Annotated in this window: 22 protein-coding genes; 11 read left to right on the plus strand and 11 right to left on the minus strand. The window is 50.5% G+C overall.

What is annotated here, in order from left to right; genetic code table 11:
• The first annotated feature begins 211 nt into the window (after window positions 1-211).
• Complete coding sequence (locus ACT53C_RS13250; protein ID WP_476146736.1) at window positions 212-1,429, plus strand: cation:proton antiporter; 1,218 nt, start codon at window positions 212-214, stop codon at window positions 1,427-1,429.
• Here ACT53C_RS13250 and ACT53C_RS13255 read toward each other — a convergent pair whose 3' ends face one another.
• Together ACT53C_RS13255 and ACT53C_RS13260 are read right to left on the minus strand one after the other, a co-directional pair.
• On the minus strand, window positions 1,430-2,428 hold the full coding sequence (locus ACT53C_RS13255) for an NAD(P)/FAD-dependent oxidoreductase (protein WP_476146738.1): 999 nt from the start codon (window positions 2,426-2,428) through the stop codon (window positions 1,430-1,432).
• Window positions 2,425-2,607 (minus strand): TIGR02450 family Trp-rich protein, encoded by a 183-nt coding sequence (locus tag ACT53C_RS13260; RefSeq protein ID WP_313988036.1) that lies wholly within the window; start codon window positions 2,605-2,607, stop codon window positions 2,425-2,427. The genes ACT53C_RS13255 and ACT53C_RS13260 overlap by 4 nt, the downstream gene beginning before the upstream one ends.
• 305 nt (window positions 2,608-2,912) lie before the next feature.
• On the opposite strand from ACT53C_RS13260, the gene ACT53C_RS13265 reads away from it, so the two are divergent.
• The 9 genes from ACT53C_RS13265 (at window position 2,913) to ACT53C_RS13305 (ending at window position 9,155) form a co-directional block, all read left to right on the plus strand.
• Window positions 2,913-3,182: an antitoxin gene (locus ACT53C_RS13265; RefSeq protein ID WP_476146740.1), complete on the plus strand. Its 270-nt coding sequence runs from the start codon at window positions 2,913-2,915 to the stop codon at window positions 3,180-3,182.
• The gene (locus ACT53C_RS13270; protein ID WP_476146742.1) at window positions 3,179-3,583 is read left to right on the plus strand and encodes a PIN domain-containing protein; all 405 of its coding nucleotides are present in this window, start codon (window positions 3,179-3,181) and stop codon (window positions 3,581-3,583) included. Before ACT53C_RS13265 ends, ACT53C_RS13270 begins: the two co-directional genes overlap by 4 nt.
• A gap of 76 nt (window positions 3,584-3,659) precedes the next feature.
• Window positions 3,660-4,328: a hypothetical protein gene (locus ACT53C_RS13275; RefSeq protein ID WP_194747928.1), complete on the plus strand. Its 669-nt coding sequence runs from the start codon at window positions 3,660-3,662 to the stop codon at window positions 4,326-4,328.
• Between the two features lie 215 nt (window positions 4,329-4,543).
• The gene (locus tag ACT53C_RS13280; protein WP_476146796.1) at window positions 4,544-4,840 is read left to right on the plus strand and encodes a carboxymuconolactone decarboxylase family protein; all 297 of its coding nucleotides are present in this window, start codon (window positions 4,544-4,546) and stop codon (window positions 4,838-4,840) included.
• Between the two features lie 384 nt (window positions 4,841-5,224).
• Complete coding sequence (locus ACT53C_RS13285) at window positions 5,225-6,400, plus strand: AAA family ATPase (protein WP_476146744.1); 1,176 nt, start codon at window positions 5,225-5,227, stop codon at window positions 6,398-6,400.
• Entirely contained in the window at window positions 6,384-6,839 is a 456-nt protein-coding gene (locus tag ACT53C_RS13290) for a hypothetical protein (protein WP_476146746.1), read from the plus strand. Before ACT53C_RS13285 ends, ACT53C_RS13290 begins: the two co-directional genes overlap by 17 nt.
• A 189-nt stretch (window positions 6,840-7,028) precedes the next feature.
• A complete protein-coding gene (locus tag ACT53C_RS13295) occupies window positions 7,029-8,066 on the plus strand; it encodes a CobW family GTP-binding protein (protein ID WP_476146748.1) in 1,038 nt (345 codons plus the stop codon).
• Between the two features lie 67 nt (window positions 8,067-8,133).
• A complete protein-coding gene (locus tag ACT53C_RS13300; RefSeq protein WP_194747933.1) occupies window positions 8,134-8,658 on the plus strand; it encodes a TIGR00645 family protein in 525 nt (174 codons plus the stop codon).
• Window positions 8,659-8,837: 179 nt separating this feature from the next.
• Entirely contained in the window at window positions 8,838-9,155 is a 318-nt protein-coding gene (locus ACT53C_RS13305) for a hypothetical protein (protein WP_476146750.1), read from the plus strand.
• 48 nt (window positions 9,156-9,203) lie between these two features.
• Here ACT53C_RS13305 and ACT53C_RS13310 read toward each other — a convergent pair whose 3' ends face one another.
• Complete coding sequence (locus ACT53C_RS13310) at window positions 9,204-9,683, minus strand: PEP-CTERM sorting domain-containing protein (protein ID WP_476146752.1); 480 nt, start codon at window positions 9,681-9,683, stop codon at window positions 9,204-9,206.
• 304 nt (window positions 9,684-9,987) lie between these two features.
• Here ACT53C_RS13310 and ACT53C_RS13315 point away from each other — a divergent pair, with 304 nt between their 5' ends.
• Window positions 9,988-12,495 (plus strand): methyl-accepting chemotaxis protein, encoded by a 2,508-nt coding sequence (locus ACT53C_RS13315; RefSeq protein ID WP_476146754.1) that lies wholly within the window; start codon window positions 9,988-9,990, stop codon window positions 12,493-12,495.
• Window positions 12,496-12,622: 127 nt separating this feature from the next.
• Here ACT53C_RS13315 and ACT53C_RS13320 read toward each other — a convergent pair whose 3' ends face one another.
• The 8 genes from ACT53C_RS13320 to ACT53C_RS13355 form a co-directional block, all read right to left on the minus strand.
• Window positions 12,623-14,503, minus strand: coding sequence for a potassium transporter Kup (locus ACT53C_RS13320; protein WP_476146756.1), 1,881 nt, complete (start codon window positions 14,501-14,503; stop codon window positions 12,623-12,625).
• A gap of 106 nt (window positions 14,504-14,609) precedes the next feature.
• A complete protein-coding gene (locus ACT53C_RS13325) occupies window positions 14,610-15,302 on the minus strand; it encodes a winged helix-turn-helix domain-containing protein (RefSeq protein ID WP_476146758.1) in 693 nt (230 codons plus the stop codon).
• Window positions 15,302-16,861 carry a DUF4118 domain-containing protein gene (locus tag ACT53C_RS13330; protein WP_476146760.1) on the minus strand — a complete coding sequence of 520 codons (1,560 nt, stop codon included), beginning with the start codon at window positions 16,859-16,861 and terminating at the stop codon, window positions 15,302-15,304. Before ACT53C_RS13330 ends, ACT53C_RS13325 begins: the two co-directional genes overlap by 1 nt.
• A gap of 15 nt (window positions 16,862-16,876) precedes the next feature.
• On the minus strand, window positions 16,877-17,794 hold the full coding sequence (locus tag ACT53C_RS13335; protein ID WP_194747944.1) for a hypothetical protein: 918 nt from the start codon (window positions 17,792-17,794) through the stop codon (window positions 16,877-16,879).
• A 39-nt stretch (window positions 17,795-17,833) separates the two neighbouring features.
• The gene (hrpA, locus tag ACT53C_RS13340; protein ID WP_476146798.1) at window positions 17,834-21,826 is read right to left on the minus strand and encodes an ATP-dependent RNA helicase HrpA; all 3,993 of its coding nucleotides are present in this window, start codon (window positions 21,824-21,826) and stop codon (window positions 17,834-17,836) included.
• Between the two features lie 964 nt (window positions 21,827-22,790).
• Window positions 22,791-23,210, minus strand: coding sequence for a hypothetical protein (locus tag ACT53C_RS13345; RefSeq protein WP_476146762.1), 420 nt, complete (start codon window positions 23,208-23,210; stop codon window positions 22,791-22,793).
• A 22-nt stretch (window positions 23,211-23,232) separates the two neighbouring features.
• Complete coding sequence (locus tag ACT53C_RS13350) at window positions 23,233-24,075, minus strand: DNA ligase (protein ID WP_476146764.1); 843 nt, start codon at window positions 24,073-24,075, stop codon at window positions 23,233-23,235.
• A gap of 123 nt (window positions 24,076-24,198) precedes the next feature.
• Window positions 24,199-24,915 carry a sulfite exporter TauE/SafE family protein gene (locus tag ACT53C_RS13355; RefSeq protein WP_476146766.1) on the minus strand — a complete coding sequence of 239 codons (717 nt, stop codon included), beginning with the start codon at window positions 24,913-24,915 and terminating at the stop codon, window positions 24,199-24,201.
• Window positions 24,916-24,918: the final 3 nt, after the last annotated feature.

The raw sequence follows: 24,918 nt of genomic DNA on the forward strand, positions 1-24,918 counted from the left end.
TCATTGACACAGATGCAGCCCTGAACGCCAATGCGCGCCCTGATACATGCCATCCGCGCCTAAATCCGTTACACTCTATTCTGCACGCGCGCTACGCTAAGCCTGCACCGTCCGTGACTTTAATCTTGATGGTTCAAACCAAAAGAAGTCCTCGCGCAACGACCCCATTGATCTTGCCTTATGGCGCGCTGCCCAACCATAAGAGAAACCAATGCCATTACTGACATCGCTACTGATTCTGATCGTCACCGCCCGCCTGCTCGGGCAAGTCTTCAGTCGCTTTAGCCAACCCGCCATTATTGGCGAAATGTTGGCCGGGGTGTTGCTTGGGCCCAGCCTGCTCAACCTGATCACGCCCAGCCCAGCGCTGTCTGGCATCTCTGAGTTTGCCGTGTTCTTAATCGTGCTGTCGGCCGGGCTGGAGATGAACTTCAAGGAGGTCATAGACTCCATGCGTGGCAAAGGCGCAGTCATTGCGCTGCTGGGCTTTTTGCTGCCACTCACGGGCGGCATTCTGGTCGGGGTTGGCTTTGGTCTGGATGTCAGCCGTACGGTATTTCTGGGCCTGTGTGTCTCGATTACAGCGCTACCCGTCACCGTCAGCATTCTGCAAAGCTTCAAACTGCTGGACTCTACCATCGCACGCTATTCAGTCGCCACGGCGATCTTTAACGATATCGCCGCGCTGCTGGTGTTAGGGGTGATTCTCAACTTGCCCGAACAAAAATCCTATCAGGCCGTGGCCGCTGCCACGTTTAACGCGAGCTGGAAGCTGATTTTGCTCATGACGCTGATTGTCAGCATTAGTGTGCTGATCAAGCAGGTCATTCAAAGAGGCATTCTTATCGACCAACTGTCAGAAAAGCTGGTCACCATCATCGGCAACGAGGCCCTGTTCGGCTTGCTGCTCCTATTGGTACTCGTATTTGGTTCAGTCAGTGCCGCGCTCGGGTTTCACTTTATCATCGGCGCCTTCTTTGGCGCCCTGCTCATAGACCGCACCTTTTTCTCACCCGAACGCTACAAAGAGCTAGAGCTCACCTTGAGCTCCATCACGGGTGGCTTTCTGGCCCCGGTATTTTTTGCCTATCTCGGGCTGGAATTCAAAATTCAGGTCATAGATTCAGTCTGGTTTGTCGCTGTGGTACTGGTGGTGTCGATAGTGACTAAAATTCTGGCCGGTTGGCTGGGGGGCCGCCTCATCGGCCTGAGCAAAAGCGATGCACTAGGCATCGGCTTTATCCTCAATGGCCGCGGCGTGATGGAGCTGGTCATCGCCAGCATTGCCTATGAACGCGGCTTTATCGGGCAGGATTTGTTCTCAGTGCTGGTGTTGATGGGCGTAGTGACAACAATGATCACGCCGCTCATGTTCCGCAGATGGATCATGCCAAAACTCCCCAAGACAACGAATACAAGTAATCCTTAATCAATAACAAGGCTCGCAGGTTTTTATCATCGCCTGCGCGAGCTGGTAGCCGCTCATCCATGCGCCTTCTACCTTGCCGCCATTGAGCCAGTCGCCGCACATGCCCAGCTGCTGGGCTGCATCCCAGGCAAAGCCCTGGTGCAGATAATTGGCACAATCCGCATAGCGCCAGCGGTGCACACTGTGTTCCATGGGCGCTTCACCGCCCAAGGCCTGGAATGCCGCCAGCAACGCCAGCGCAACCTCCTCTGGTGCACGCTCAATATTGGCCTCGGACCATTCAGCACTGGCATGTAACACCCAGACCTCTTTGACCGCACTCCCCTCAGGCAAACGCCCGGGCTTGCTACTGTCTCTTGCCACCCAACTCAGCGGGCCTGCATTCACAAACAAGCCATCAAACGGCAAATCGAGCGTATGTGTATAGCGCCCCATCAAGGCCCAGCAGCCACGCATGTTTACACTGGCCGCCAGCGTCTGCATCTCCAGATTAAAGCCTAGCAGCGCCTGTGCCTGCGGTGCCGGAATCGCCAGCACAACCTTGTCAAACACCTGCGGATACGCGCCGTGCTCTTTGCTGTGCACGCGCCATTTCCCCTCGGCAAAGGTAATCTGCTGCACCGTCTGCTCCAGCTCTACGGTTAAAGACTGTGCCATCTGCCGCGCTGGTCGCGTATTGCGCGGCACGCCAACATAACGCTGTTTTTCAGACAGCTTGGCGCGTAAACCGGCCTCATTCGCCTCGTAAATGCGCCCTTGCCACTCAGCCACCACGCCCGCCTGCAACCACTTTTGCACCTGTGTCACAAACGGCTGCTGGCTCACCGTAAAATACTGTGCGCCATGGTCACACTGCCAGCCCTCGCCCAATCGCGTAGACACGCGCCCCGAAGGCCCACGGCTCTTTTCAAACACCGTCACCAGATAACCGGCCTGCTGCAACGCCTGGCTGCAAGACAAGCCCGCCATCCCCGCACCAATCACCGCAATATTTTTCACGCCACCCACCCCTGTTTCCACACTGCGCGGTCTTGCAACGCATGCCAGTCAATCACCTGCACGCGCCCAGTCATGACCGCTTCTAACTCAACGGTTTCAATCACTTGCGTCTCCTCATCACCCATCTTCTCATCGCTTACGATGAGCTTGGTCACCATAAAGTGTTTTTCTTTATTCACGGGCTTTACCGCTGTCCACTTAGAATGTAACAGCTTTTTAGGATTAAGCCGCAATGGTTTTGTTTGCATGATCGTGTGACAACGTAAATCCAACAATTTATCCACTATTTAAAGAGATTTCTAACGCTTGCTAACCATTGCAAGCCCCCCCCTGAACTCGGGATTGAGCAGCCCACTGATTTGTCAGTCCTGCACCGCAGGCCAAATGCAAGAGTTTTACGCTCAAAAAGCCATGACTCTCTTAGTGATTGACGTTCACAAAATATGGCATATACTATTTGTATATGCAAAAAGGAGTGCCTATCATGTCAAGTCCATCCAAAGCACCTCACCGAGAAGCCAAGCTGTTTCGCAACAACCGCAGCCAAGCTGTTCGCATCCCGGTTGAGTTTGAGCTACCAGGTGATCGTGTATTAATTCATCGTGAAGGCAACAAGCTGATTATTGAACCAGTAGAACGCCCCGCCAACCTTGCCGACCTATTGGCGCAATGGCGTCAGGAGCCACCACTCGCGCCAGAAGATCAATTCCCGGATATTGAAGATATGCCCGCCAAGCCGGAGGACATATTTTGAATGGCTACTTGCTAGACACCAATATCATCAGTGATCTGATCCGTAATCCATCAGGGGCTGCCGCACGTCATATCGAAAAAATCGAAGCCAAGGATATCTTTACCAGCATTATCGTTGCCGCCGAATTACGCTATGGTTGTGCAAAAAAAGCATCTCCCAAACTCACAGAAAAAGTGGAAAATCTACTCGCCACCATCACGGTGGTCCCATTAGAGAACCCAGTAGATACCGAGTATGGACGCATCCGCGCAGAACTTGAAGCAGCAGGCCAAACCATCGGCATGAACGATTTACTGATTGCTGCACAAGCCTATACTTTAAAGCTAACACTTGTAACGGATAATCTGCGAGAATTTAGCCGTATTCACGGCCTCAAAATTGAAAACTGGCAGGAGCGATAGCTGATGAAGGTTTTAATTTTACTCTGACACCAATCTACGTATGGAAATCATCAACCTTCAATAACTCTAGGCAATCATGCGAAAAATCACTCTGCTTATTTTTATCGCAATAGTCGTTGCGATTACAGGAAAAGCTGTAGCAACTGAAATTAATGATAATTCAAATAAAGAGGTGAACATCGCCTCATTCAGAAAGGTCATGGAAACTGGTCATAAACTACCTATTGATAAAAATATTAAACTTCAAATGGTATGGAAAGAAAATACGCCAGTTAAAGAACTGGACTCTCTGACAGGCGATACGAAAATAGTTGCCCTATATAAAGTTTTATTTTTGGTTAATAAAAACGAAAAGTTTATCTTTGATCAAACTGAAACAAACTCACATCAATTGGCAGCTAGTCTTCTGAGTAGAGTGGAGGCTTTATCAAATATCAAAGAGTTAGTTGGCAATTCTGAATTAGAGCTTGCTATAAAAGAATATTTAAATAATGAACTTGCTGATTTGACGTTAGTTCATTCAAGTACTTTAAGCCAAGATGAATATTCCAAAGCAAGGAAAATAAGAAATGAAAAGCTTTGGTCAAATCTAACTGGAAATGAGGACTTTAACAAAACATTCTCCATCAACACCAACAACGAGCAACAAAATCAGCTAGTAAGAAACGTCGCAAACCTAACCTCATGGCTTGCATACTCTAAGATTTGCATGACTCATAAAGAAGATCTATGCGTGAAGTTATAAACCATTTCACATAACTCTCTGCAGGTCCTTTGATTGTAAAAACCTCTTTTAAAAAGGAATTCACTTTTGCACTCCCCCATGTTATTTGACATGGGGTTTATTTTTAGACAAGTGAACGAACCTTTTACAAGACTTGGGATGGAATATTAAATAGAATCAATCGTGTATGAACCTTTAGATTCTGCTTATTTTATTTTGCAAGACCTGACCCCAAGATTGATTGCTGTGCTTATTGCTTAGGCATTCACGCCAAATCACTCCGCGCGGCTGGTGAAAGCAACTCGCGGATTGATCAATTAGGCGGCTGGCAAGTGAGCGACCAATATAGCGAAAAAGAACGCGCAGCCTTAGCCTGGACTGATGCCGTGTCCAACATCACCACCTCAGGCACACCAGATGATGTTTTTAATGCTTTAAAAACGCATTTTACTGATCAAGAAATCTCAGACCTGACGTTTGCGATTATTACCATGAATGCGCTTAATAGGTTGGGCATTAGCATGCGAAAATAACCTTAAGACTCGTGCTTTGGGAAGTTACAACAAAGAGAACGATTTTAAGAAATTAAAATCGTTCTCTCTTATTCGCGTGAGAATTATCGAAACCGTCTCACCTTTGATTGATTGCCTTTCAGCGATAATTGAGCTTATGACTATTGAAGATTGACGGCTTGACGAGATTCGCAATAGACCCATAACCTCCCTAATGAGCACCGATCTTTGCATATCCGTTGGAGCTGCTTTGATACAGAATTTGGATTAATATTCCAGAATGTAATTATTCACCCGTGTTACATTTACGGCTAAGCCTAATAATCGATCATTGAGAAAACACAACTTCATATGGTTACTCTTAACATCACAGATTTTTCTTGCATTGAGTCCGCGAGCTTAGAATTGAGCGAAATTACGCTAATCATTGGTCCGCAAGCTAGTGGAAAAAGTGTTATTTGCAAATTGAATTATTTTTTCTTTGATGTTTTAAATCAGATGCACTCTAACATTAGTGAGGGTCTTACTTTTCATCAATTCAAAGAAAGTATTAAAGAAAGATTTTTGGACTGGTTTCCAATTACAGCATGGGGAACAAATGGATTTGTTATTCAGTTTATAGCCGGTGATCTCGAATTACGTTTCACTAGAACAAGTTATAAAGGCAAAGCATCAGACAACTTCCGAATTTGGACATCATCTAATTTCGAAGAGGCCTATGTTCATATTGATAAAAAAGCTCTTGAAGAAGAAAGCCTTAACATTTCATACATCTTAGATTTAAGAGAAACCACAAGAAAAAATCTTAGGAAAATTTTGAGAGAAGATTACATTGAAAATCAAGTTTTTGTTCCCGCTGGTAGATCTTTTTTCACAAACATTGGGAAGGCATTGTCACTTTTTGAGCATGGAAAAGTGCTTGACCCGATGACTTTGAATTTTGGCAGAATTTATGCTCGACTTCGGGACAATGAACTAAACCTTTTTAGAAGAAGTACAAAAAATAAAACAACACAAATTCTGAACGAAATTCTCGGAGGGGAAATTAAATCCAATCGAAATGAAGAATACATCCTCTCTAATGACGGAAGAAAAATCCCATTTTCGTCACTATCCTCCGGTCAACAAGAACTACTCCCCCTTTTAACTGTTTTGCCGATTTTAATGGGTAAAAGAGATAATGTGACCTTAAATTATATCGAAGAACCTGAAGCGCATTTATTCCCCCAAGCCCAAAGCTCATTAATAACTGCTCTTAATTCAATTATTAACTCATCCGAACGTTCTTTGAAGATGGTTATTACAACCCATAGCCCTTATGTACTTTCAACTTTCAACAATTTAATAAAGGCTCATTTAGTTGCAAATTTGAAAAAAGAGAACTTCGAATTAGTAGAGAAAATAATTCCGAAATCTTCATGGCTTGACCCAAAAAACATTAATGCATATGCAATTATAAATAAGAGATTAGTAAAAATTATTGATGAGCAGGGCTTTATATCTAGTGCGTATCTAGACAATGTCTCCGACGACATTTCAAAAAAATATGAGGAGTTATTAGAAATTGAATACCCTGATTAATAATCAATGTTCAGAAAAAACAAGAGACTCCAAAATAAAAGTGGAGGAAAAAGGGAAAAAAGCAGTAATACTCAACAAAAACAATGAAGAATTTTTCAAAATAAATATTGATGGTTGCCTCATAAAAAATAAAACAGCTGCCGATAAAGCTATTAAGAAAGTCTCTACAAATAAACAAGAAGGATGTAAGTTATTAATCATTGAGCTTAAAGGCACGGATATCGATAAAGCTGTAGATCAAATTGATGCAACCATTAATTTCATCAAAAGTGAAGATACGGATTGCAAAAAGATTGCTGCCCTTATTGTTTGCAATAGCTCACCTCACTTTGCAAACAAAGCTCGTAAAGGGATTGAGCGTATTCGCAAAGACCATAGAATAATATTAAGAACTACAACTAAAAACCAAGAGCATGACTTTGATAGCTTTTTTTCTTAAGAAGAAAATTAGAAAAGCGGAGTTTGCCAAGTTAGTCGTGCTTAGTCTCAAAAGGCTTAATTTATTTAAGCTTTTTTAATTCTTACTTCTTGTAATTTGTCACCTTAGAACTATATAAGTCGAAACACTTAGCAATCCCCATAATCATCCGCGTTAAAATACTCCCACACTCGTTTTATTAGAATTGTTATGGATAAACGTATCCCCGTCACGCTGCTCACTGGTTTTTTAGGCAGCGGCAAAACCACCCTGCTCAACAAGCTGCTGCATAACCCGGCGATGAAAGACACCGCAGTGATCATCAATGAACTCGGCGAAGCAGGTTTGGACCAGATTTTTGCCAATAGCCAGATTTCGCAAACCATTGAGAGCGAGCATATTGCCGATAATACGGTGTTGTTGAGCTCTGGCTGTTTGTGCTGCTCACTCAAAAACGAGCTGGCTGACACCATGCGCGATTTGTTTTTTAAGCGCAGTTTGCAGGCAGTGCCGGAGTTTAACCGCTTGGTGATTGAAACCACTGGCATGGCTGACCCTGGCCCGATTTTGGCCAACCTGATGAATGAACCGGTGATTGAATCGGTTTATAGGTTAGATGCAGTAGTGGTGACGATTGATGCGGCTTATGGCTTGCAGCAGATTGCAGAGCAGAAAGAAGCGCTTAAACAAGCGGCGGTAGCGGATGTGTTGCTGATTACCAAGCGCGATACTGCCACGCCGGAACAGATTGAAGCCTTGCAGGCCAAGCTGAGCGAGATCAATCCGAATGCGACCCAGCAATTTGTGTCGCATGGTGAGATAGACCCGATGCAGATTATTGATGTAGGCTTATTTGACTTTGCCAGCAAGCAGGCGAGCCCGCAGCGTTGGTTGCGTGCCCCGGCCAGTGGGTTTAGTGCGGCGAAAAAAGGCACTTTGCCCAAGGCGCCCGCACATGATGGGGTGAGCACGTTTACCGTGTATTTACCCAAGCCGATGGCTTATGCGGATTTTAAAAGTGTGATTTTAAAGCTGTGCCAGACACACGGTGAAAAGCTGCTACGCATGAAAGGCATTTTGCATGTGGAAGATGCGCCTGCCCCGCTGGCGATTCACGCCGTGCACTTTACGCCCTACCCGCCCACCTTGCTTGAGGGTTGGGATGAAGATGAGCCGATTAGCCGCGTGGTGATTATCGGCAAGGGGATTGATGAAGAGGCTGTGCGTGAAATGTTGACGCAGTTCTAGCCGTTTGTGTTTTAAACCGCTGGGCATTTAAAGAGTTTATTAATCGCTATTTACGTTTGGAGTTTTCATGGCGAAGTTTTTGGAAAAAATTTTAGAGAGTTTGATTTTTAAGAGCCGCTGGCTGATGGCGCCGATGTACCTCGGCCTGGTCGGCGGGCTGGTCATTTTACTGGTGAAGTTTGGCCAGGAGTTTATGCATATTGCCGGGCATCTGGGCTCGCTCACCGAGCAGGAAACCGTGCTATCGCTACTGGCACTGGTGGATATCACCTTGGTGGGTAACTTGCTGATTATGGTGATTTTTAGCGGCTATGAAAACTTTGTCTCACGCATTGATACGGCTGATAGCGAAGACCGCCCTGAATGGATGGGTAAAGTCGATTACTCCGGCCTGAAACTCAAACTGATTGGCTCGATTGTAGCGATTTCTGCCATCGACCTGCTCAAGGCCTTTGTACACCAAAGCTCGGGCACGGCTACGTTTAGCACCGAGCAAATGGCCTGGCTGGTGGGCATCCACCTGACTTTTATCATCACTGGCGTGTTGTTTGCCTGGATGGATAAAATTGCCGGGCATGGGGATGACCACTAAGCCCTGCCCGGCTTGACTGAACAGCGTTGCTTGTCTTTAAAAGGCTAAACTACAAAACCCGCTGCGGCGGGTTTTTTGTTGCCTTAGAAACCTATTAAATCTTGCAAAAATAACAGCGTTTAAGGAACCTGTTAGCTATCGCGTTAATCATATTGACAACTTTATTGGGGTGGTTAAATATGAAAATTCCTGTTTTCACTTTTATTGTTTTTTTAATTCCATCGCTGTACCAAAACACGCATGCCGACGAACATGCGACAACGCCAGATTGCAATAAACTGTCGCCTAATTACAGCATGAATTATCTGGATGAAAACACCGATGGCATGATTTCTTTGCAGGAGTATTTGCAAGGCGACCCGACGCATCAGAAAAAAATGTTTGAGCATATGGATGCCAATCATGATGGTGTGCTGGATGTTGCGGAGCAAAAAGAAATCGAGCAGGTGTATCAGCTCATGCATGAGAAGCGTGCAGCGAGCAGCCACAAAACCTGAGCCAATAAAAAAGCCCCATCACTGGGGCTTTTTTTTACATGCGGCTGATTAAGCCTTTTTAAAACGGCGGGCGACAATCGCGCCCAAACCCACGAGCATCAAAGCCATGCTTTCTGGCTCTGGCACTGGGGTGACAACTGAGGAAAATGGCGTCAAGTTAGCATTGAAGCTATAGTTACCACCACCATTGATGTTGAATCGCAAGCTGTAAGAGCCTGACACTAAATTGCTGAAATTGAAGTTGTATACATCCCCGTTGGCAGGAACAAAATCTGCCAGGCCTTTAATTAGCGTATCGTTTTTGTAAAGACCAAACACAAAGTCCTGGTTACCATTTTTCTGGAGAGTACCGTCTAGGTCGAGTGACCCCACCAAATTAAACGCGGTATTCTGTGGAACGAAATCAATGATTTCAGTTTTACCCGCAGCAGCACCCGGCTGATCGTAGCCATTTGTGATTGTAATCGTAGCTGCATTTGCATTTAAAGCTGCAAACATGACCCCTGCACAAGTCAGTTTCCAAAACATATTTATATCTCCAAATTATTCGTATAGTTATGTCGACAATAATTATAACTATTAAGTGTTTTCATCCCAATAGCCCGAACAGGCTAATCACAGACTTGGTAGCGAATCATAAAACAACTACAAAGAATATACCTACATTTTACCTTTAAACGAAGAGGAAGTGACAACATATCTGTTTGATCTATTGAACACAAACACAAATCTCTCTCTTATCCCACCATGCCTTAACCCCTTGTTAGCATTTAATCTCATTTGGTATCGCGATAATAATTACAAGATAAATTTATATCAATGAGGGTGAAAAATGGACTGGAATATTTTTAAAAAGCTTAGCAAACAACCTTCTCAGGAAACACTGCTCCGGCAGCTAGATCAAGAAGGACAACTGCGCGCGATTGATAAAGTCATGGGCGTGATTGAATTTGACCTGGAGGGAAACATCCTTGCGGTCAACGACAACTTTGCGGCGGTGACGGGTTATAGCAGGCAGGAGCTGGTCGGCCAGCACCATCGGCTGCTTGTGGATGCCGCGTATCAGGCAAGCCCGGAATATCAGGCACTCTGGCAAAAGCTAGTGCGCGGCGAGCCAGATCAAGGCCTATATTTGCGCAAGGGCAAAGACGGCAAACAAATCTGGCTGCAAGCCAGCTACAACCCGATTCTCGACAAACAGGGCAAACCATTCAAGGTAGTCAAATACGCCACTGATATCTCGGCAGAAAAACGCAAGAACGCTGACTTTGAAGGCCAGATGTCTGCGATCGACAAGGTGATGGGGGTGATTGAGTCTGACCTTGGCGGGAGAATCATTGCTGTGAATGACAACTTTGCCGCAGCCACTGGCTATAGCAAGCAGGAAATCATTGGCAATCACCACAGCATGTTTGTTGAAACCGCTTATAAAAACAGTGCGGAATATAAACAGTTTTGGGACAAACTGGCCAAGGGTGAGGCCGATAACGCGCAATACAAACGCATCGGCAAAGGCGGCCGAGAGGTTTGGCTACAAGCCAGTTACAACCCCATTTTTGATGCGACAGGCAAACCCTTCAAAGTCGTCAAATATGCCACCGACATCACCGCTGAAAAAAGTAAAAGTGCGCAGTTTGAAGGCCAAATTTCGGCCATCAACAAGGTGATGGGCGTGATTGAATTTGACCTCAAAGGGAATATCACACATGTAAACCCCATTTTTGCCGCAGTCACCGGTTACAGCGCGCAGGAAATCATCGGCAATCACCACAGTATGTTTGTCGAGCCGGCTTATAAAAATAGTCAGGAATATAAACAGTTCTGGGAAAAACTGGCGCGCGGCGAAGCCATGAGCGGCCAATGCAAGCGCTTGGGCAAAGGCGGCAAAGAGATCTGGCTACAGGCCAACTACAACCCGATTCTGGATGCCGCTGGTAAGCCGGTGAAGGTGATTAAATACGCCACCGACATCACGGCAGAAATCGTTAAAAATGCAGACTCTGCCGGACAAATTGCGGCCATTAGCAAAGTGATGGGCGTGATTGAATTTGATTTAAAAGGCACGATCACCCATGTCAATGACAACTTTGCAGCCGTCACTGGCTACCGCCCGCAGGAAATCATCGGCAACCACCACAGTATGTTTGTGGAGTCAGCTTATAAAAATAGTCAGGAATATAAGCAGTTCTGGCAAAAACTGGCACGTGGTGAAGCCGATAACGGCCAATATCTGCGTATAGGCAAAGGCGGTAAGCAGGTCTGGCTACAAGCGAGTTATAACCCGATATTGGATATGGAAGGCAAACCCTTCAAGGTGGTGAAATACGCGACGGACATCACCGACAAAATGCTAGAAGCACAAGCCATGAAACAGGCGGTCGATGAAACCGGAGAAGTGGTGGCTTTAGCTAAAGCAGGCGACTTGACAAAGCGCATCAAGACAGATGACAAACAAGGAGAGATCAGGGAATTGTGCCTGGGGGTCAACAGTATTGTCGACACCATGGCTGAGATTCTCGCTGCCATCAAAATTGCCGGAGAAACCATCAAGACCGCCGCCAGCGAGATTTCTGTGGGCAATAATGATTTGTCTCAACGTACCGAAGAGCAAGCCAGCTCGCTGGAAGAAACCGCGGCCAGTATGGAACAGATTGCCTCTACGGTAAAACAGAATGCTGAAAATGCCAAACAGGCTAACAGCATGAGCGCCCAAGCCAGCGAAATTGCTGCACGCGGTGGCGAGGTATTTGGCAAGGTGGTCATTACCATGTCCGAAATTACCGAGAGCTCCTCACGGATTGAGGAAATTATTTCAGTGATTGATGGCATTGCTTTTCAGACCAATATTCTGGCCTTGAATGCAGCCGTGGAAGCCGCACGTGCGGGGGAGCAAGGCCGTGGCTTTGCCGTCGTCGCCAGTGAGGTGCGCAATCTGGCCCAACGCTCAGCCAGTGCGGCCAAAGAGATTAAACAACTGATTGTAGACTCTTCTGAAAAAGTCTCGAGCGGCTCTCAATACGTCAATCAGGCAGGCAGTACGATGGACGAGATGATAGGCGCGATACGTCAAATTTCGGACTTAATCACTGAAATCACTTCTGCTTCGCGTGAGCAAAGCATAGGCATCGAACAGGTGAATACGGCAGTGACGCAACTGGACGAAGTCACGCAACAAAATGCCGCCCTGGTCGAAGAAGCGGCCGCTGCGGCCATGTCACTGGTAGACCAGGCAGAGCAATTAAACGAGAAAGTCAGTCAATACAAATTGAATCACAGTGGCAATACTGCCGGACAACAAAACCAGTTCACGCCACAAAACACTCAAAAAAGACGGGCGTAGCGGCGCATGTCAGCGCCACTACCCGTCATGAAACGGATGCCCGGAGCGACTGGGCATCCTTTTAGGCATAAACGGCGGCTTCCCCTTGATGCCCTGCCTGTTCTGGCTGGCGATCAAGGGGATCACCCTACAATTGCACGCGGCTACCCAGCTCAATGACACTATTGGCCGGGATATTGAAAAACTCAACCGCACTGCTGGCATTGCGCGACATCACCGAGAATAACTGGTCACGCCAGCGTGGCATGGCACCGCCTACATCCGGCACGATAATCTCGCGGCTCAAGAAATAAGAATTGGTGAACGGATCCAGCGTCTTGCCATCCAGCGCCACCGAGCGCAAGGCTTGCGGAATATCAGGATGTTGCATAAAGCCATACCGTAACTGGATTTGCCAGAAGCCTTCTGCCAGCCGCGTCACCCTCACACGCTCTTCTGCGCTCATAAACGGCACCTCCTCAAACGTGACATTTACAAACAGGTTATGCTGATGCAGCACCTGGTTATGCTTGAGGTTGTGTAACAGCGCTTGTGGCACGGTTTCAAGATTGGAAACCATGTAGACGGCAGTGCGCTGGACGCGGGGCAGCCTACAGTGTGCCAGTGACTCGATAAAAGGCAGCAATTTGGGGTCAGACTGCGCAATGCCGTTGAGCAGGCTAAAACGGCCTTTTTTCCAGGTGGTCATGAACAGAATCAACACCACACTCAGCGCAACCGGAAACCAGCCACCTTGCATAAACTTCATGGAGGCAGAACTGAGCAAGATACCATCTACGCTCGCCAATACGGCAGTCAACAAACCTGCTAGCCAAAGCGGAAACTGCCAGCGCTTGCACATGACGATAAACAGCAGGATGGTGGTAATCAGCATGGTGCCCGTCACAGCAATGCCATAGGCCGAAGCCAATGCCGATGAGCTTTGGAAAGCCAGACAGACGATGATGACGGCGATCAGCAGCGCCCAGTTGACGGAGGGCATGTAGATTTGGCCGGACTCGCTGGCTGAAGTGTGAATAATGCGCATACGAGGCAAAAACCCTAATTGAATTGCCTGACGTGTCATGGAGAAGGCGCCCGAAATCACGGCTTGCGAGGCAATAATGGTGGCCAGAGTGGCCAGAATCACAGCGGGAATCAGCAAGGGCTCGGGAAACGACAGGTAAAACGGATTGTTGACGGCTTCAGGATGATGCAGCAGCAAGGCGCCCTGGCCCAGATAATTTAAAATCAGGCACGGAAATACCAAGCCCAGCCAGGCCAACTGAATGGCCGGACGGCCAAAGTGCCCCATGTCTGCATACAAGGCCTCGGCCCCGGTCACGGCCAGCAAGATGGCGCCAATCGCGATAAACACGCCAGCCCCGCGTGATTGCAGAAACTGCCAGGCATACTGCGGATGAATGGCCTGCAATACTTCTGGCGCCTGGCTAATTTGCCAGACACCGATACAGGCCAGCGCCAGAAACCAGCCAATGACCACCGGGCCAAAAAAACGCCCCACCGCATGCGTGCCATGACGCTGAACCCAAAACAATCCGATCAGGATGCCTATCGAAATCGGCAGCACCTGCGCAGCCAGGGTGGGCGACGCCACTTGCAGGCCTTCTACGGCAGACAGCACCGAAATGGCCGGCGTCAGGACACTGTCGCCATAAAACAGCGCCGCCCCGAGGACGCCGAGTAATAACAGCACAGTGCTACGCTTATCTTGTGGACGCAAGCTGGAGACCGCCAGCGACAGCAAGGCCATGACGCCGCCCTCGCCTTTGTTATGAGCCCGCAGCACGAGCAGGACGTATTTAAACGTCACCACAAACATGAGTAACCAGAAAATAGACGAAATCGCTCCCAAGATATTGGGCTGGTTGAGCGGCACACCGGTGCTCTCGCTAAAAATGACCTGTACGGTATAGAGCGGACTGGTTCCGATATCGCCATAGACGACACCGATCGCCCCTAAGGCCAAGGCGGCCAGACTGCTTTTTTTGGTGGAAAACGTTTCCATCACATCCCCTTATGGTTGATTGATGGCGCAAGTGTGCAATCAGGCGTATATCAATCGCATATACATGATGCAATGTTTACAACGCCTATGGTCATGACGACAATGATTAAGCCAGCCGGTAGCCGATCCCCAGCTCGGTTAACACCACTTTAGGCTCAGCGGGCTGATCTTCGAGCTTGGCGCGTAAACGGCCAATGTGAATACGCAGGTATTGCGTATCGTTGAGATATTCTGGCCCCCACACCGCTTGCAGCAATTGCGCATGGGTAAAAATGCTGCCGGGTTTGCTGGCCAGTTGCATGAGCAAGGCGTGCTCAATGGGCGTCAGGTGCAAGGGCGTACCAGCCTTGGTCACAATTCCGGTGGCACGGTTGACGCTGATACCGGCGTGCTGATACACATGGTCGCGCATTTGCATCATGGCAGAACGCCTCAGGGCCGCCTGTAATCTGGCCAGCAACTCCTGCAAGCCAAACGGCTTCATCAAATAGTCATCTGCGCCTAGGTTAAGACATTGCACTTTGTCTGCCTCATCCTGCCGTGCGGACAGCACCAGTATCGGCACGTCGGAATAACTGCGCAGATGCGGAATCAGTTGTTCGCCCTGCCCGTCTGGCAAGCCAAGGTCGAGTATCACCATGGCAAAGCCGCTGGCCTGCCTGGCCTGAGCCAGGTCACGTGCATGCTGCACGTGATAGCCATGCGCAGACAGCGCGGGCAGCAGAAACTGGTAAACACCCGGATCATCTTCGACCAGCAACAGATGTGGGTGCGTAGAATGATCGACTGGTTGGCTCATCAGGCATCCCCTGCACTCAAGGTGGTAGCGGGCACAAATGGAAACAACATACGCACACAGGTGCGCCGGGCGACTACCGTTTTATCTAACGGCGCTGCATTTAATGGGGGCTCATCTGACTGCTGCGTCAGTTGCAATTGCCCTTGATGCAACTGCATGATGGTATTGACGATACTCAGGCCCAGGCCAAAGCCACGGCTACCACTGCCCGCAGGACGGCGCGAGTGAAACGAGGCAATCTCAAAATCTGGTGCAAAGCCGGGACCTTCATTGATGACAGATAGTACCAGCCAATCCGCTTCCCTTGCCAGCTGCAATGCCACGGGCGTCTCGGTGCTGCGCCATTGCAAGGCGTTATCCACCAGATTAGAGAGTGCATGCGCCACCAGCACCGCATCCATATGCACCAGCCATTCTTCACCCTCTGCAACAGCGGCAAACGCCAGTGATACGGGGGGCGTGCGCTGCAGGTAGCGGTGCATCACATGTTGGATCACCTCTTGCAACGATTGCCATTCGCGATGCAAGGCCCGCTCGCCCGCTTCCAGCTTGACCAGAGTCAGGATATTTTCTGTGGCCTGGCTTAAATAACCGGCTTCTGCCAGGATGCTTTGCAGTAACTGTGTGGACTGTGCGGGTGCCAGCGTAATTTGCTGGTCGGCCAGCACATTGGCCGCGCCTAAAATCGCTGTGAGTGGCGTACGCATATCATGCGACAAGGCGGTCAGCAGCGTTTTTTTGAACTGGACCTCAGTGGTCTCGCGGGCGGCGTCTGCCAGGGCAATCTGCTGCCTGAGCTTGAGCGTAGCGTCAGCACATTGTTGTACCAGCCGCTGTAAAAAATGCAGGTCAGGCACATGATCGGCTGGCACGGCAACCACCAGCACTTCGTGCTGCGGGAAACCAAACGGTAGTAAACATTGGCCCAGCGCTGGCCAATCCTGAGTGCCTGCGCCGATGGCACGCTGGTAATCGAGTGCCCATTGCACACTGGAAGGCTGTACAAGCAGCGTGGACTCACCGGCCAGTCGCTGCAATTGCATGTCGGGCGCCAATTGCACCACACAAACCTGCCAGCCCAATCCCTGTTGCATATGCTGGCAAGCGGCCTGCAACAACGCTGCAAGGCTCAAGTGGCTGGATAACACTTCGGCCAGTGATTGAAAAAAACGGGATTGTTGTGCGGCCAATTGTGCCTGTTGCCTTTGCCGCTTGAGCTGTTGCATGGCCCGGCTCACCGTCAATGCCAGCACGGCAAACACCATGAGCATCACCCACGATTGCAGGCTAGCCACGCGCAAGGTGTACAGCGGTTCAATAAAACAGAAATTGATCAGCAGGACAGCGGCAATCGCCGTCAGCATAGCCGTGGCAAAGCGCAGAAAGTAAGCCGCCCACAACACCCATAGCATATACAGCAACGTAAGCAGCGTAACGCCCAGACTGGCAAAATGCCAGACACCCATCCAGGTGGTGAGGGCCATGCCCGACCACAGTACTAGCTGATATTGCCAGTCTGGCCGATGCGACGTTGTGGGGGTAACAAAGCCGTCTGCCATCTGCTGCTCCGGGCGCTAGCGGCCGTAAATATCCTGATTTTTATAATTGGGCCCAAAGAACTCTTTCATCAAAAAGTCTTCGAGCCCCGCGCTGTCTGCAGGCCGTGCAGACAGCGTGACAGTACGGCCCAGGCGATTGGATATCCAGTCAAAATCACCGTTATAGTGCTCGCGGATGATACTGATCATTCGTCTGACCATCACCAGGCGGATATCTTCACCGCTGCGGGCTTCCACCTCGTAGTACTGCGTATTGGCCGAAGTGTAATCATTGACCCAGCCCTTGAAGCTGAAGGTTGCATTCAAGGGATCCATGCGGCGGATCTGGAACAAGCCGTTGGTACCGAACTTGAGATTGTTCATGATGTTTTTGGTGCGGCGCTCATCCTCGGAAGGACCACGCTCGGCCGCTGCAGCAGCATCATTGGCCTGTTTGGCTGAGATTTCATCCGCATAACGGTCCGTCTGCTTGCGCTTGATAAAACTCGAAAAGTCTTCCACCGGCGGTGGCGGCAAGTTTGGGGTAGGCTCTGGCCTGGGTTGCGGCTTGGGCTCGGGCAATTTAAAGGCGCTATCCGGCCGCTGTGACTGAATAATCTTTTTAGGCAGCTTGAGCTCAGATTTGGGCGGTGGCTTTGGTTTAGGCTCGGGCCGCGGTTGTGGGGTGGGCGGAATCTCAGGCGGCGGCGAGACCACTTTGGGTTTGGTCGGCGCAGGCACACCCAAGTCGAGCACAATATTCAGCGGCGCTTGCGCGGGCTCCTCAAGCGGCTTGAGCAAATCGAGTAAAAAGCCCCAGAACAGGATGGCGTGTATCAGCAGCGACACCAAAATCGCCCACATCAGGCGTGCCGGGATACGCAACACGCGCTCGCGTTGCTTGGGCTTTAGCCAGTTAGGCGTACTAAATGGTTCAAAGGGAGAAGGCTGCATGAACAGGGTTGGTCACAGGTTAGCAGTGGTCACGCGATACTATTGCATTTCTTGCCAGAGTTTTTCAAGACGTTTGATTGAGACAGGATAAGGCGTCCTTAATTCCTGCGCAAATAATGATACACGCAACTCCTGTAATTGCCACGCAAAGTCTTGTAACTGGATGGTTACAGGCAGATGCGCCTTGCGCAATTGCTCAATTTTTTGCTGCCAGCGCTGCTCCAGTTGTACCAGCGCCTGCGCATGGCGGCCATCACGCTCTATGCTGGTCGGATATTTGTCTATGCGCAGCTTGATCGCCTTGAGATAACGCGGCAGATGCGGCAATTGCTCCCACGGGGTCTGGCTAAAAAAACCGTGATACAACAAACCCTGTAATTGTTGCTCGCACTCGCGTTTGATTTTCTGCGTCACCGGCGTCATTTTCTGTAACTGGGCAAGCAGCACCTGATACTCATTGGCAATCAGTTGTGCCTGCCGGGTCAGCGCCTCGGTCACTGCTGGCAAGCGGGTCCGCGCCCGTGTTTTAAGTTGCATAAACTCGGCATTGCTGCGCGGCAAGTCGTCCTCGGCAATAAAGGCGCGGTCAGCAATACATTGCAGCATGTCTTCACGCAACTGGTCAGGATTCATGATGGCGCGCAACAGCAAGGCATACTGGTTAAAGCCTGGCAGGCCTTTTTCCAGTTGTTTGACCTGCTCCTTAAGCTCAAAACGCATCAGGCGGCAGACGCCTTTACGGTGAGCGGCCAAGGCAGCTTCTGGCGTATCAAACAGTTTGATGGCCACGCTGTCACCATTGTCTTCCAGGCCCGGATAGCCAGTCAGTTGGCGACCATCTTTGCTAAAGGTAAGGGTGGCTGGCAAATCGCCAAAATCCCACTGCTTGAGTCCGGATTTTTCAATGCCGGGCGAGCCGGTTCTAAACGTCAGTTGCGCGGCCGAACCCAGTTGTTTTTTGAGCTGATTCCAGTCGCGGCCCATGCCTAGCTCACGGCCTTTTTCGTCGACCACGCTAAAGTTCATGCGGTGATGCGGTTCCAGGCCCGCCAGGTCAAACTCTTCCGGCTTGAGCTTAAGCCCGGTTTTTTGCTGGATAAACTCAGCCAGAGCGGGCAATAATGGCTGCGCAGTCTGTTTGGCTTCGAGGAAGCCGGTCACAAACTCCGGCACCGGTACACAGACGCGGCGCAGGGTTTTGGGCAAGGCTTTTATCAGTGCCGTCACCTTGTCGCGTACCATGCCCGGCACCAGCCATTCAGTGACGGTGGCATCAAGCTGATTGAGCAAGGCCAGCGGTATCGTCGCTGTCACCCCATCCAGCACATGCCCGGGTTCAAAGCGGTATTTGAGTGGCACGGTTTCGCCATCTACCACCATGGTCTCGGGAAACTGTACCTCGGTAATGGCACTGGCGCCATGGCGCATCAGCGATTCGCGCGTCAGGTACAACACCTTGGGGTTGGCTTTTTCAGCGTCCTGCCGCCATTTTTCAAATGCAGCGCCATTATAGACACGGTAAGGGTCTGCAATCGGCGGCACCACCTGGTCATAAAACACAAACAACTGGTGTTCGTCGACCAGCACGTCCTGACGTCTGGCTTTATGTTCCAGCGCCTCCACTTCGGCGATCAGGCGACGGTTGGCTTCAAAAAACGGGGCCCGCGTGTCAAATTCCATATTGGCCAGGGCTTCACGGATAAAAATTTCACGCGCTTCGGTCGGCGCAATCGGCCCATAATGTACGCGGCGTTTGGGCACAATGGTCAGCCCGTACAAGCTCACGCGCTCCCAGGCCACCACTTGCGCGGTTTTGCGGTCCCAGCGCGGGTCGCTGTAATGGCTTTGTGTAATGCCACGGCCGCCGCCTTCATGCGCAATTGGTTCTATCCAGTCCGGATCAATTTTTGCAACGCAACGGGCATAAAGCTTGGTGGTGTCGACTAACTCGGCGGCCATCACCCACTTGGGGCGGTTTTTCTTGAGCACCGAACCTGGTGCAACGGTAAAGCGGATCCCGCGCGCGCCGGCATAGGTCTCGCTATCGCCATCTTTAAAGCCGATATTGCCAAGCAAGCCGGACAGTAACGCACGATGGATTTGCGCATAATTCGCTTCTTGCTGATTAGGCTTGATATCAAGCTCATCCACCATTTCCAGCAACTGCGCATGCAGCTCACGCCATTCCTTCAGCCGTAAAAACGAGAGAAAATTCTGGTGGCACTGATTGAGCAAATCACGGTTGGACTTTTTGCTTTTGAGCGCCTGCTCATACCAGTCCCACAACTTGAGATAACTCATAAAGTCAGAGTCATCCGCCTTGAATTTGGCATGCGCATTGTCGGCGGCCTCGCGTTTATCCATGGGCCGCTCCCGCGGATCCTGGATGCTGAGTACGCTGGCAATAATCAGAATCTCACGCACGCAGCCTTCTTTTTTTGCGGTCAGAATCATGCGCGCCACACGCGGATCCAGTGGCAAGCGCGCCATCTGCCGACCCAGCTCTGTAATCTCACGGCGCTCGGTCACCGCCCCCAGCTCTTGCAGCAACTGATAGCCATCGCTGATCAGGCGTGAAGAAGGCGCCTCAATAAACGGGAATTCACCGACATCCCCCAGCCGTAAATCCGCCATGCGCAAAATCACGCTGGCCAGTGAGCTACGCAGAATCTCGGGATCGGTAAACGCCGGACGCTGGTTAAAATCATCCTCGCCGTACAAACGCACGCAAATGCCGTTAGACACACGCCCGCAGCGCCCTGCCCGCTGCTTGGCCGCCGCTTGCGAGATTTTTTCAATCTGCAATTGCTCGACCTTGGCACGTGGGCTATAGCGGTTGACTCGGGCCAGTCCGGTATCAATCACATACTTGATGCCAGGCACGGTTAGCGAGGTTTCCGCCACGTTGGTCGCCAGCACAATGCGGCGCTGGCCGCTGGGCCGGAAAATCTTTTGCTGGTCTTCTATACTCAAGCGCGCGAATAGCGGCAAAATCTCAATCGACTTCAGCTTGGGCGAGCGGCCCTGGTATTTACGCAGATGCTCGGCGGTGTCACGGATTTCACGCTCACCCGGCAAAAACACCAGAATATCGCCATCCCCCAGACGCAACAAATCCTCGGCGGTATCGAGGATGGCATCTTCCATGACTTCCTCTTCGTCATCCTCTTCCAGCCAGCGCGTCTCGGTACGCGGCGGCTTGCGCTTGATGCCCATCAGGTCCTGCGCAAAACGGTCTATGTCATCCAGCCCGTCATCAATCGGCACTTCCACGGCCACCATGGTGGTTTTGTTGCCCAAGGGCCGGTAACGGATTTCCACCGGATAAGTCCGGCCAGACACTTCAATCACTGGCGCGCCATCAAAGTGGTTCGAGAAGCGGTCTGCATCAATCGTCGCCGAGGTGACGATGATTTTCAAATCTGGCCGCTTGGGGAGTAACTGTTTGAGATAGCCCAACAGAAAATCAATATTCAGGCTACGCTCGTGCGCCTCGTCGATAATGATGGTGTCATAGCCGTTAAGGAATTTATCGCTCTGCGTCTCCGCCAGCAAAATGCCGTCCGTCATCAACTTGACGTAACTGCGCTCGGACAACTTGTCGTTAAAGCGCACCTTGTAACCGACCACCTCACCGAGCGGACTTTGCAGCTCCTGCGCAATGCGCGACGCCACCGAGCGCGCAGCAATCCGGCGTGGCTGCGTATGTCCAATCAAGCCACTCACCCCGCGACCGAGCTCGAGGCAGATTTTAGGCAATTGTGTGGTCTTACCCGAACCGGTTTCACCACACACGATCACCACCTGATGCTTGGCAATCGCCGCTGCAATCTCATCCTTTTTACCACTCACTGGCAACTCTGGCGGGTAATCAGGCTGGGGCAATGCCGCCTGACGCGCCTGCAACCGCTGCTGGGAAGCCTGCACCTTGTGTGCAAGTTCCACCAGCGGTTTATCCACGGGTTTATTTTGTTTTAAAGCATCGCGTAGCTGCTGCAAACGACGCTTAAGCGAAAAGCGATCAGCCAGCATGCACTGGGGGAGTTGTTTTTCGAGTTGGCTGATGAGTTGGATGGGAGAGACGGCAGTCATAGGGCAGTGATTTTATCATGGCATGCTAATTGGCATGCAGCCTAGCTGCTTACATATAACTTAAGTTTCTCTAGTTTAATGTATGTTTTTTCGCCTTAATGGCGAGTTACTTTTTTTGCTTGCCCCAAAAAAGTAACCAAAAAGAGGGCACCCAGCCATCCCGGCCTTCGGCTGCCTTGCGTTGTTGGCTTCGGCCGCTACGCTTAACATCGCTACGCGAGTTAGCCTACGCCGTAACAGACTGCTTAGCAGTCTTAGTTATCAACAAAGTAAGCGGTCACGAAACTCGCCCTAGCAGCTTGCCCACCCCGCAAGCTGCCGCGGAGCTCAGACAGTCGCTCCCTTCTTCCTTACTTTTTTCCGCTACTCAGCGTGATGGGATGGGATTTGTCTCGCCAAACTACGAGCGTAGAAGTTTGGACCGTTCAAAAAAATAACTCTTTTATTTATTTCACTGATCGCTGCGCCCATCAGGTGTTCGGGGTCCCCATCTGCCGCGCCGAGTAGCGCAGGCAAAATAAGATGAAGCGAGCGGCTGTCCGAATCCCGCGGTGGCCTGCGTTTTGTGCAGGCCGCTAGGATGAGTTCTGCGAGCGCTTATGCCTAAGTCCGGCAAAGCAACGGACGAAAGTCCTAAACCGAGCAACGCAGGAAACAAGCGGAAGTTGGGGTGCACTTTCTTTTGGTTACTTTATCTTTGTGCAAGCAAAGAAAAGTAACTCGCCTACAGGCGAAACAGAACATCACATACAACACACACCAATCCGCGTGGGCATTCATGCCCACCCTACAACTTCTACTTTTCACCTAAGATTGAACGGGATGCAGGGCAAAGAAATTAACTCGCCGACAGAGGAAAATAACCTATCCAACATTCATAAACCTCTAATTAAAATGCTAAAAATTACTTCCTCACGCACTCCTCGACTCCCGTATTGCCACCTTTAAACCCAGGCTCAAAATAAAACTTCCTAAAACTCAACTGCCCCTTGGCATTCTTCTTAAACTCGGCAATCCCGGTTCCATAATCATGCGTCTTGCCGCCATATTCGCCATTTTCCATCGGCAAGGCAAAATGCATCGCCGCATGCATGCCGTGCGCGGCGGCGTGGCCTGTATAGGTACCGTAATCCGGGACGTCGAGTTGAAAGTCATAGCTGGCATCCGCACCTTTGCTGTGTTCCGGGCGCAACTTCATGGTGACGGTGCCGGTGTATTTGCCTTCATGCGCGTCATCGCCGGTGCAGCTGTAAACACCACTTAAATCCAGCGCATAGGCGTTGATTGCAACAAAAATGCCGACCAATCCAAGCATCCATTTCATTGTGTGATCCTTTCTGTGTCAATTATTCCGGTGGCCGTACCCGTACAAAGCGCGCAAATTTGGGTTTGCCGTTTTTGGTGAGGTCGCGGTAGGTATAGGTCACCTGGCTGCCGATCGGCGGCGGGTTTGCGCGATCGCTATCTTTAAAGCCGGTGCCAAGTTTAAAACGTATCCCTTGCGCGGTTTCTACCAGTAACGCGCCCATTTTACCTTGGTATTTACCTTTGCCGGGCACGTAGGCGATGACTTTGGCTTCGGCATCCAGCTGTGGCTTGAGTTTGAGTAGCACATGGCTGCGGCCGGTCAGATAAGGTGCATCGGCTTGATGCAACATGAGGCCCTCGCCTTTGCGGGCCACCACCCAGTCCAGCGTGCGTTTGAGGGCAGCAGCATCTGCCACGCGAAACTGTTTGATGGCTTTGAGATACGGGCTCTGCTGACGTTTAACCAGTTGCTCGATGTGCTGGGCACGTTGAGTGAAAGTGCCTGGGGCCATTGGCAGTTCAAACACATAATAGGCCACATGACGCCACTCCGCTTCATCAGGCTGGGCGCGGCGCACAGTGCCAGAGAGTCGTTCAAATTGAGCGCGGGCGATCCACAGTTCACCATCCAGGGCCTGTTGGGGGAATTTTTGCACAAACCAGGCCGGGGCGTGGATGGGATGGCCCTGTCGACTGATCAGTTGTTTGCCATTCCACACGGCGCGTATGCCGTCCAGCTTTTCGCTGACCAAGTAGTCGTTGACAGCGATGCCTTCGTGGTAAACCTGTGCCAGCAGAATTTCTGGTACCTGCGCATAGGCTGGCATGCCAAGCTGACTGATCAGCCACAGTAAAAAACAGATGCGCATCCATATCATCATCACCGCCCTCAATTGTTAATTTAATTTAACAATCGTAAATTAGCGGAATTTAACTCGGTAGGCAATACACGGATGTCGAAAATGAGCATCCCGGAGGCTGCTGGTGCAAACAATCAGACACGGCTATAACAACTGGCACCACAATTTGTCGTGATGCATGACGTCCATCCACAGCGCCACCAGGCTGAGAGCGACCAGCAAGCCGCCACTCAGGCGCATGCCTGCCGCTTCACTGAACCAGTGCGGCAGGCTTTGCTGGCCCGCGCGCCAGAAAAAGGGGGCCAAAGCGAGGATGGTGGCGGAACCGGTCGCGAAAGCAATCATGACCAATGCGCCTTGCAGCCATTGCGACTGGAGGGAGGCCAGCATCACCGCCGAGTACAGCAAGCCGCAAGGTAGCAAGGCCCAGACGATGCCGGTCACAAAATAGCCCGACCTGGCATGCGCGGTATGTTGCTTGATCCATGCCCAGACCAATTGCGCCCGCTGCACCGCCCATTGTGGCTGTCGGCCGAGGATAAGCAGCAACACGCCCCAGGCGAAGATCAGCGTATGCGAGAACGTCCAAAATGGTTGAAACAGATGGCTCTGATTGGATAACCAGGCCAAACCGCGCAAGGTTTCGGCAGCAATCGCGCCGAGCAAGCCATAGCCCAGCATACGGCCCAGGTAAAAACTCCAGGGGATGGTCTGTACGACACGCAGAGGGATGGAACGCAGGGGACTAGAAAGATTCGGCGGCGTTTGCATGGCGCCGCAAGCAGCGCCACACATCAGCACACAGTGCGGGCCGCCTGCCAGCCCCATGACAAAAGCAGTCAAGAGTAAACTGGCTAACATGCC

Source organism: Methylophilus sp. DMC14 (genome assembly GCF_056314085.1).

Excerpts from the sequence above, each read along its gene's own strand:
- ACT53C_RS13250 (WP_476146736.1), top strand. The coding sequence starts at position 212 with ATGCCATTACTGACATCGCTACTGATTCTGATCGTCACCGCCCGCCTG.
- ACT53C_RS13265 (WP_476146740.1), top strand. The coding sequence starts at position 2,913 with ATGTCAAGTCCATCCAAAGCACCTCACCGAGAAGCCAAGCTGTTTCGC.
- ACT53C_RS13275 (WP_194747928.1), top strand. The coding sequence starts at position 3,660 with ATGCGAAAAATCACTCTGCTTATTTTTATCGCAATAGTCGTTGCGATT.
- ACT53C_RS13295 (WP_476146748.1), top strand. The coding sequence starts at position 7,029 with ATGGATAAACGTATCCCCGTCACGCTGCTCACTGGTTTTTTAGGCAGC.
- ACT53C_RS13300 (WP_194747933.1), top strand. The coding sequence starts at position 8,134 with ATGGCGAAGTTTTTGGAAAAAATTTTAGAGAGTTTGATTTTTAAGAGC.
- ACT53C_RS13305 (WP_476146750.1), top strand. The coding sequence starts at position 8,838 with ATGAAAATTCCTGTTTTCACTTTTATTGTTTTTTTAATTCCATCGCTG.
- ACT53C_RS13310 (WP_476146752.1), bottom strand. The coding sequence starts at position 9,683 with ATGTTTTGGAAACTGACTTGTGCAGGGGTCATGTTTGCAGCTTTAAAT.
- ACT53C_RS13315 (WP_476146754.1), top strand. The coding sequence starts at position 9,988 with ATGGACTGGAATATTTTTAAAAAGCTTAGCAAACAACCTTCTCAGGAA.
- ACT53C_RS13320 (WP_476146756.1), bottom strand. The coding sequence starts at position 14,503 with ATGGAAACGTTTTCCACCAAAAAAAGCAGTCTGGCCGCCTTGGCCTTA.
- ACT53C_RS13325 (WP_476146758.1), bottom strand. The coding sequence starts at position 15,302 with ATGAGCCAACCAGTCGATCATTCTACGCACCCACATCTGTTGCTGGTC.
- ACT53C_RS13330 (WP_476146760.1), bottom strand. The coding sequence starts at position 16,861 with ATGGCAGACGGCTTTGTTACCCCCACAACGTCGCATCGGCCAGACTGG.
- ACT53C_RS13335 (WP_194747944.1), bottom strand. The coding sequence starts at position 17,794 with ATGCAGCCTTCTCCCTTTGAACCATTTAGTACGCCTAACTGGCTAAAG.
- hrpA (WP_476146798.1), bottom strand. The coding sequence starts at position 21,826 with ATGCTGGCTGATCGCTTTTCGCTTAAGCGTCGTTTGCAGCAGCTACGC.
- ACT53C_RS13345 (WP_476146762.1), bottom strand. The coding sequence starts at position 23,210 with ATGAAATGGATGCTTGGATTGGTCGGCATTTTTGTTGCAATCAACGCC.
- ACT53C_RS13350 (WP_476146764.1), bottom strand. The coding sequence starts at position 24,075 with ATGATGATATGGATGCGCATCTGTTTTTTACTGTGGCTGATCAGTCAG.
- ACT53C_RS13355 (WP_476146766.1), bottom strand. The coding sequence starts at position 24,915 with ATGTTAGCCAGTTTACTCTTGACTGCTTTTGTCATGGGGCTGGCAGGC.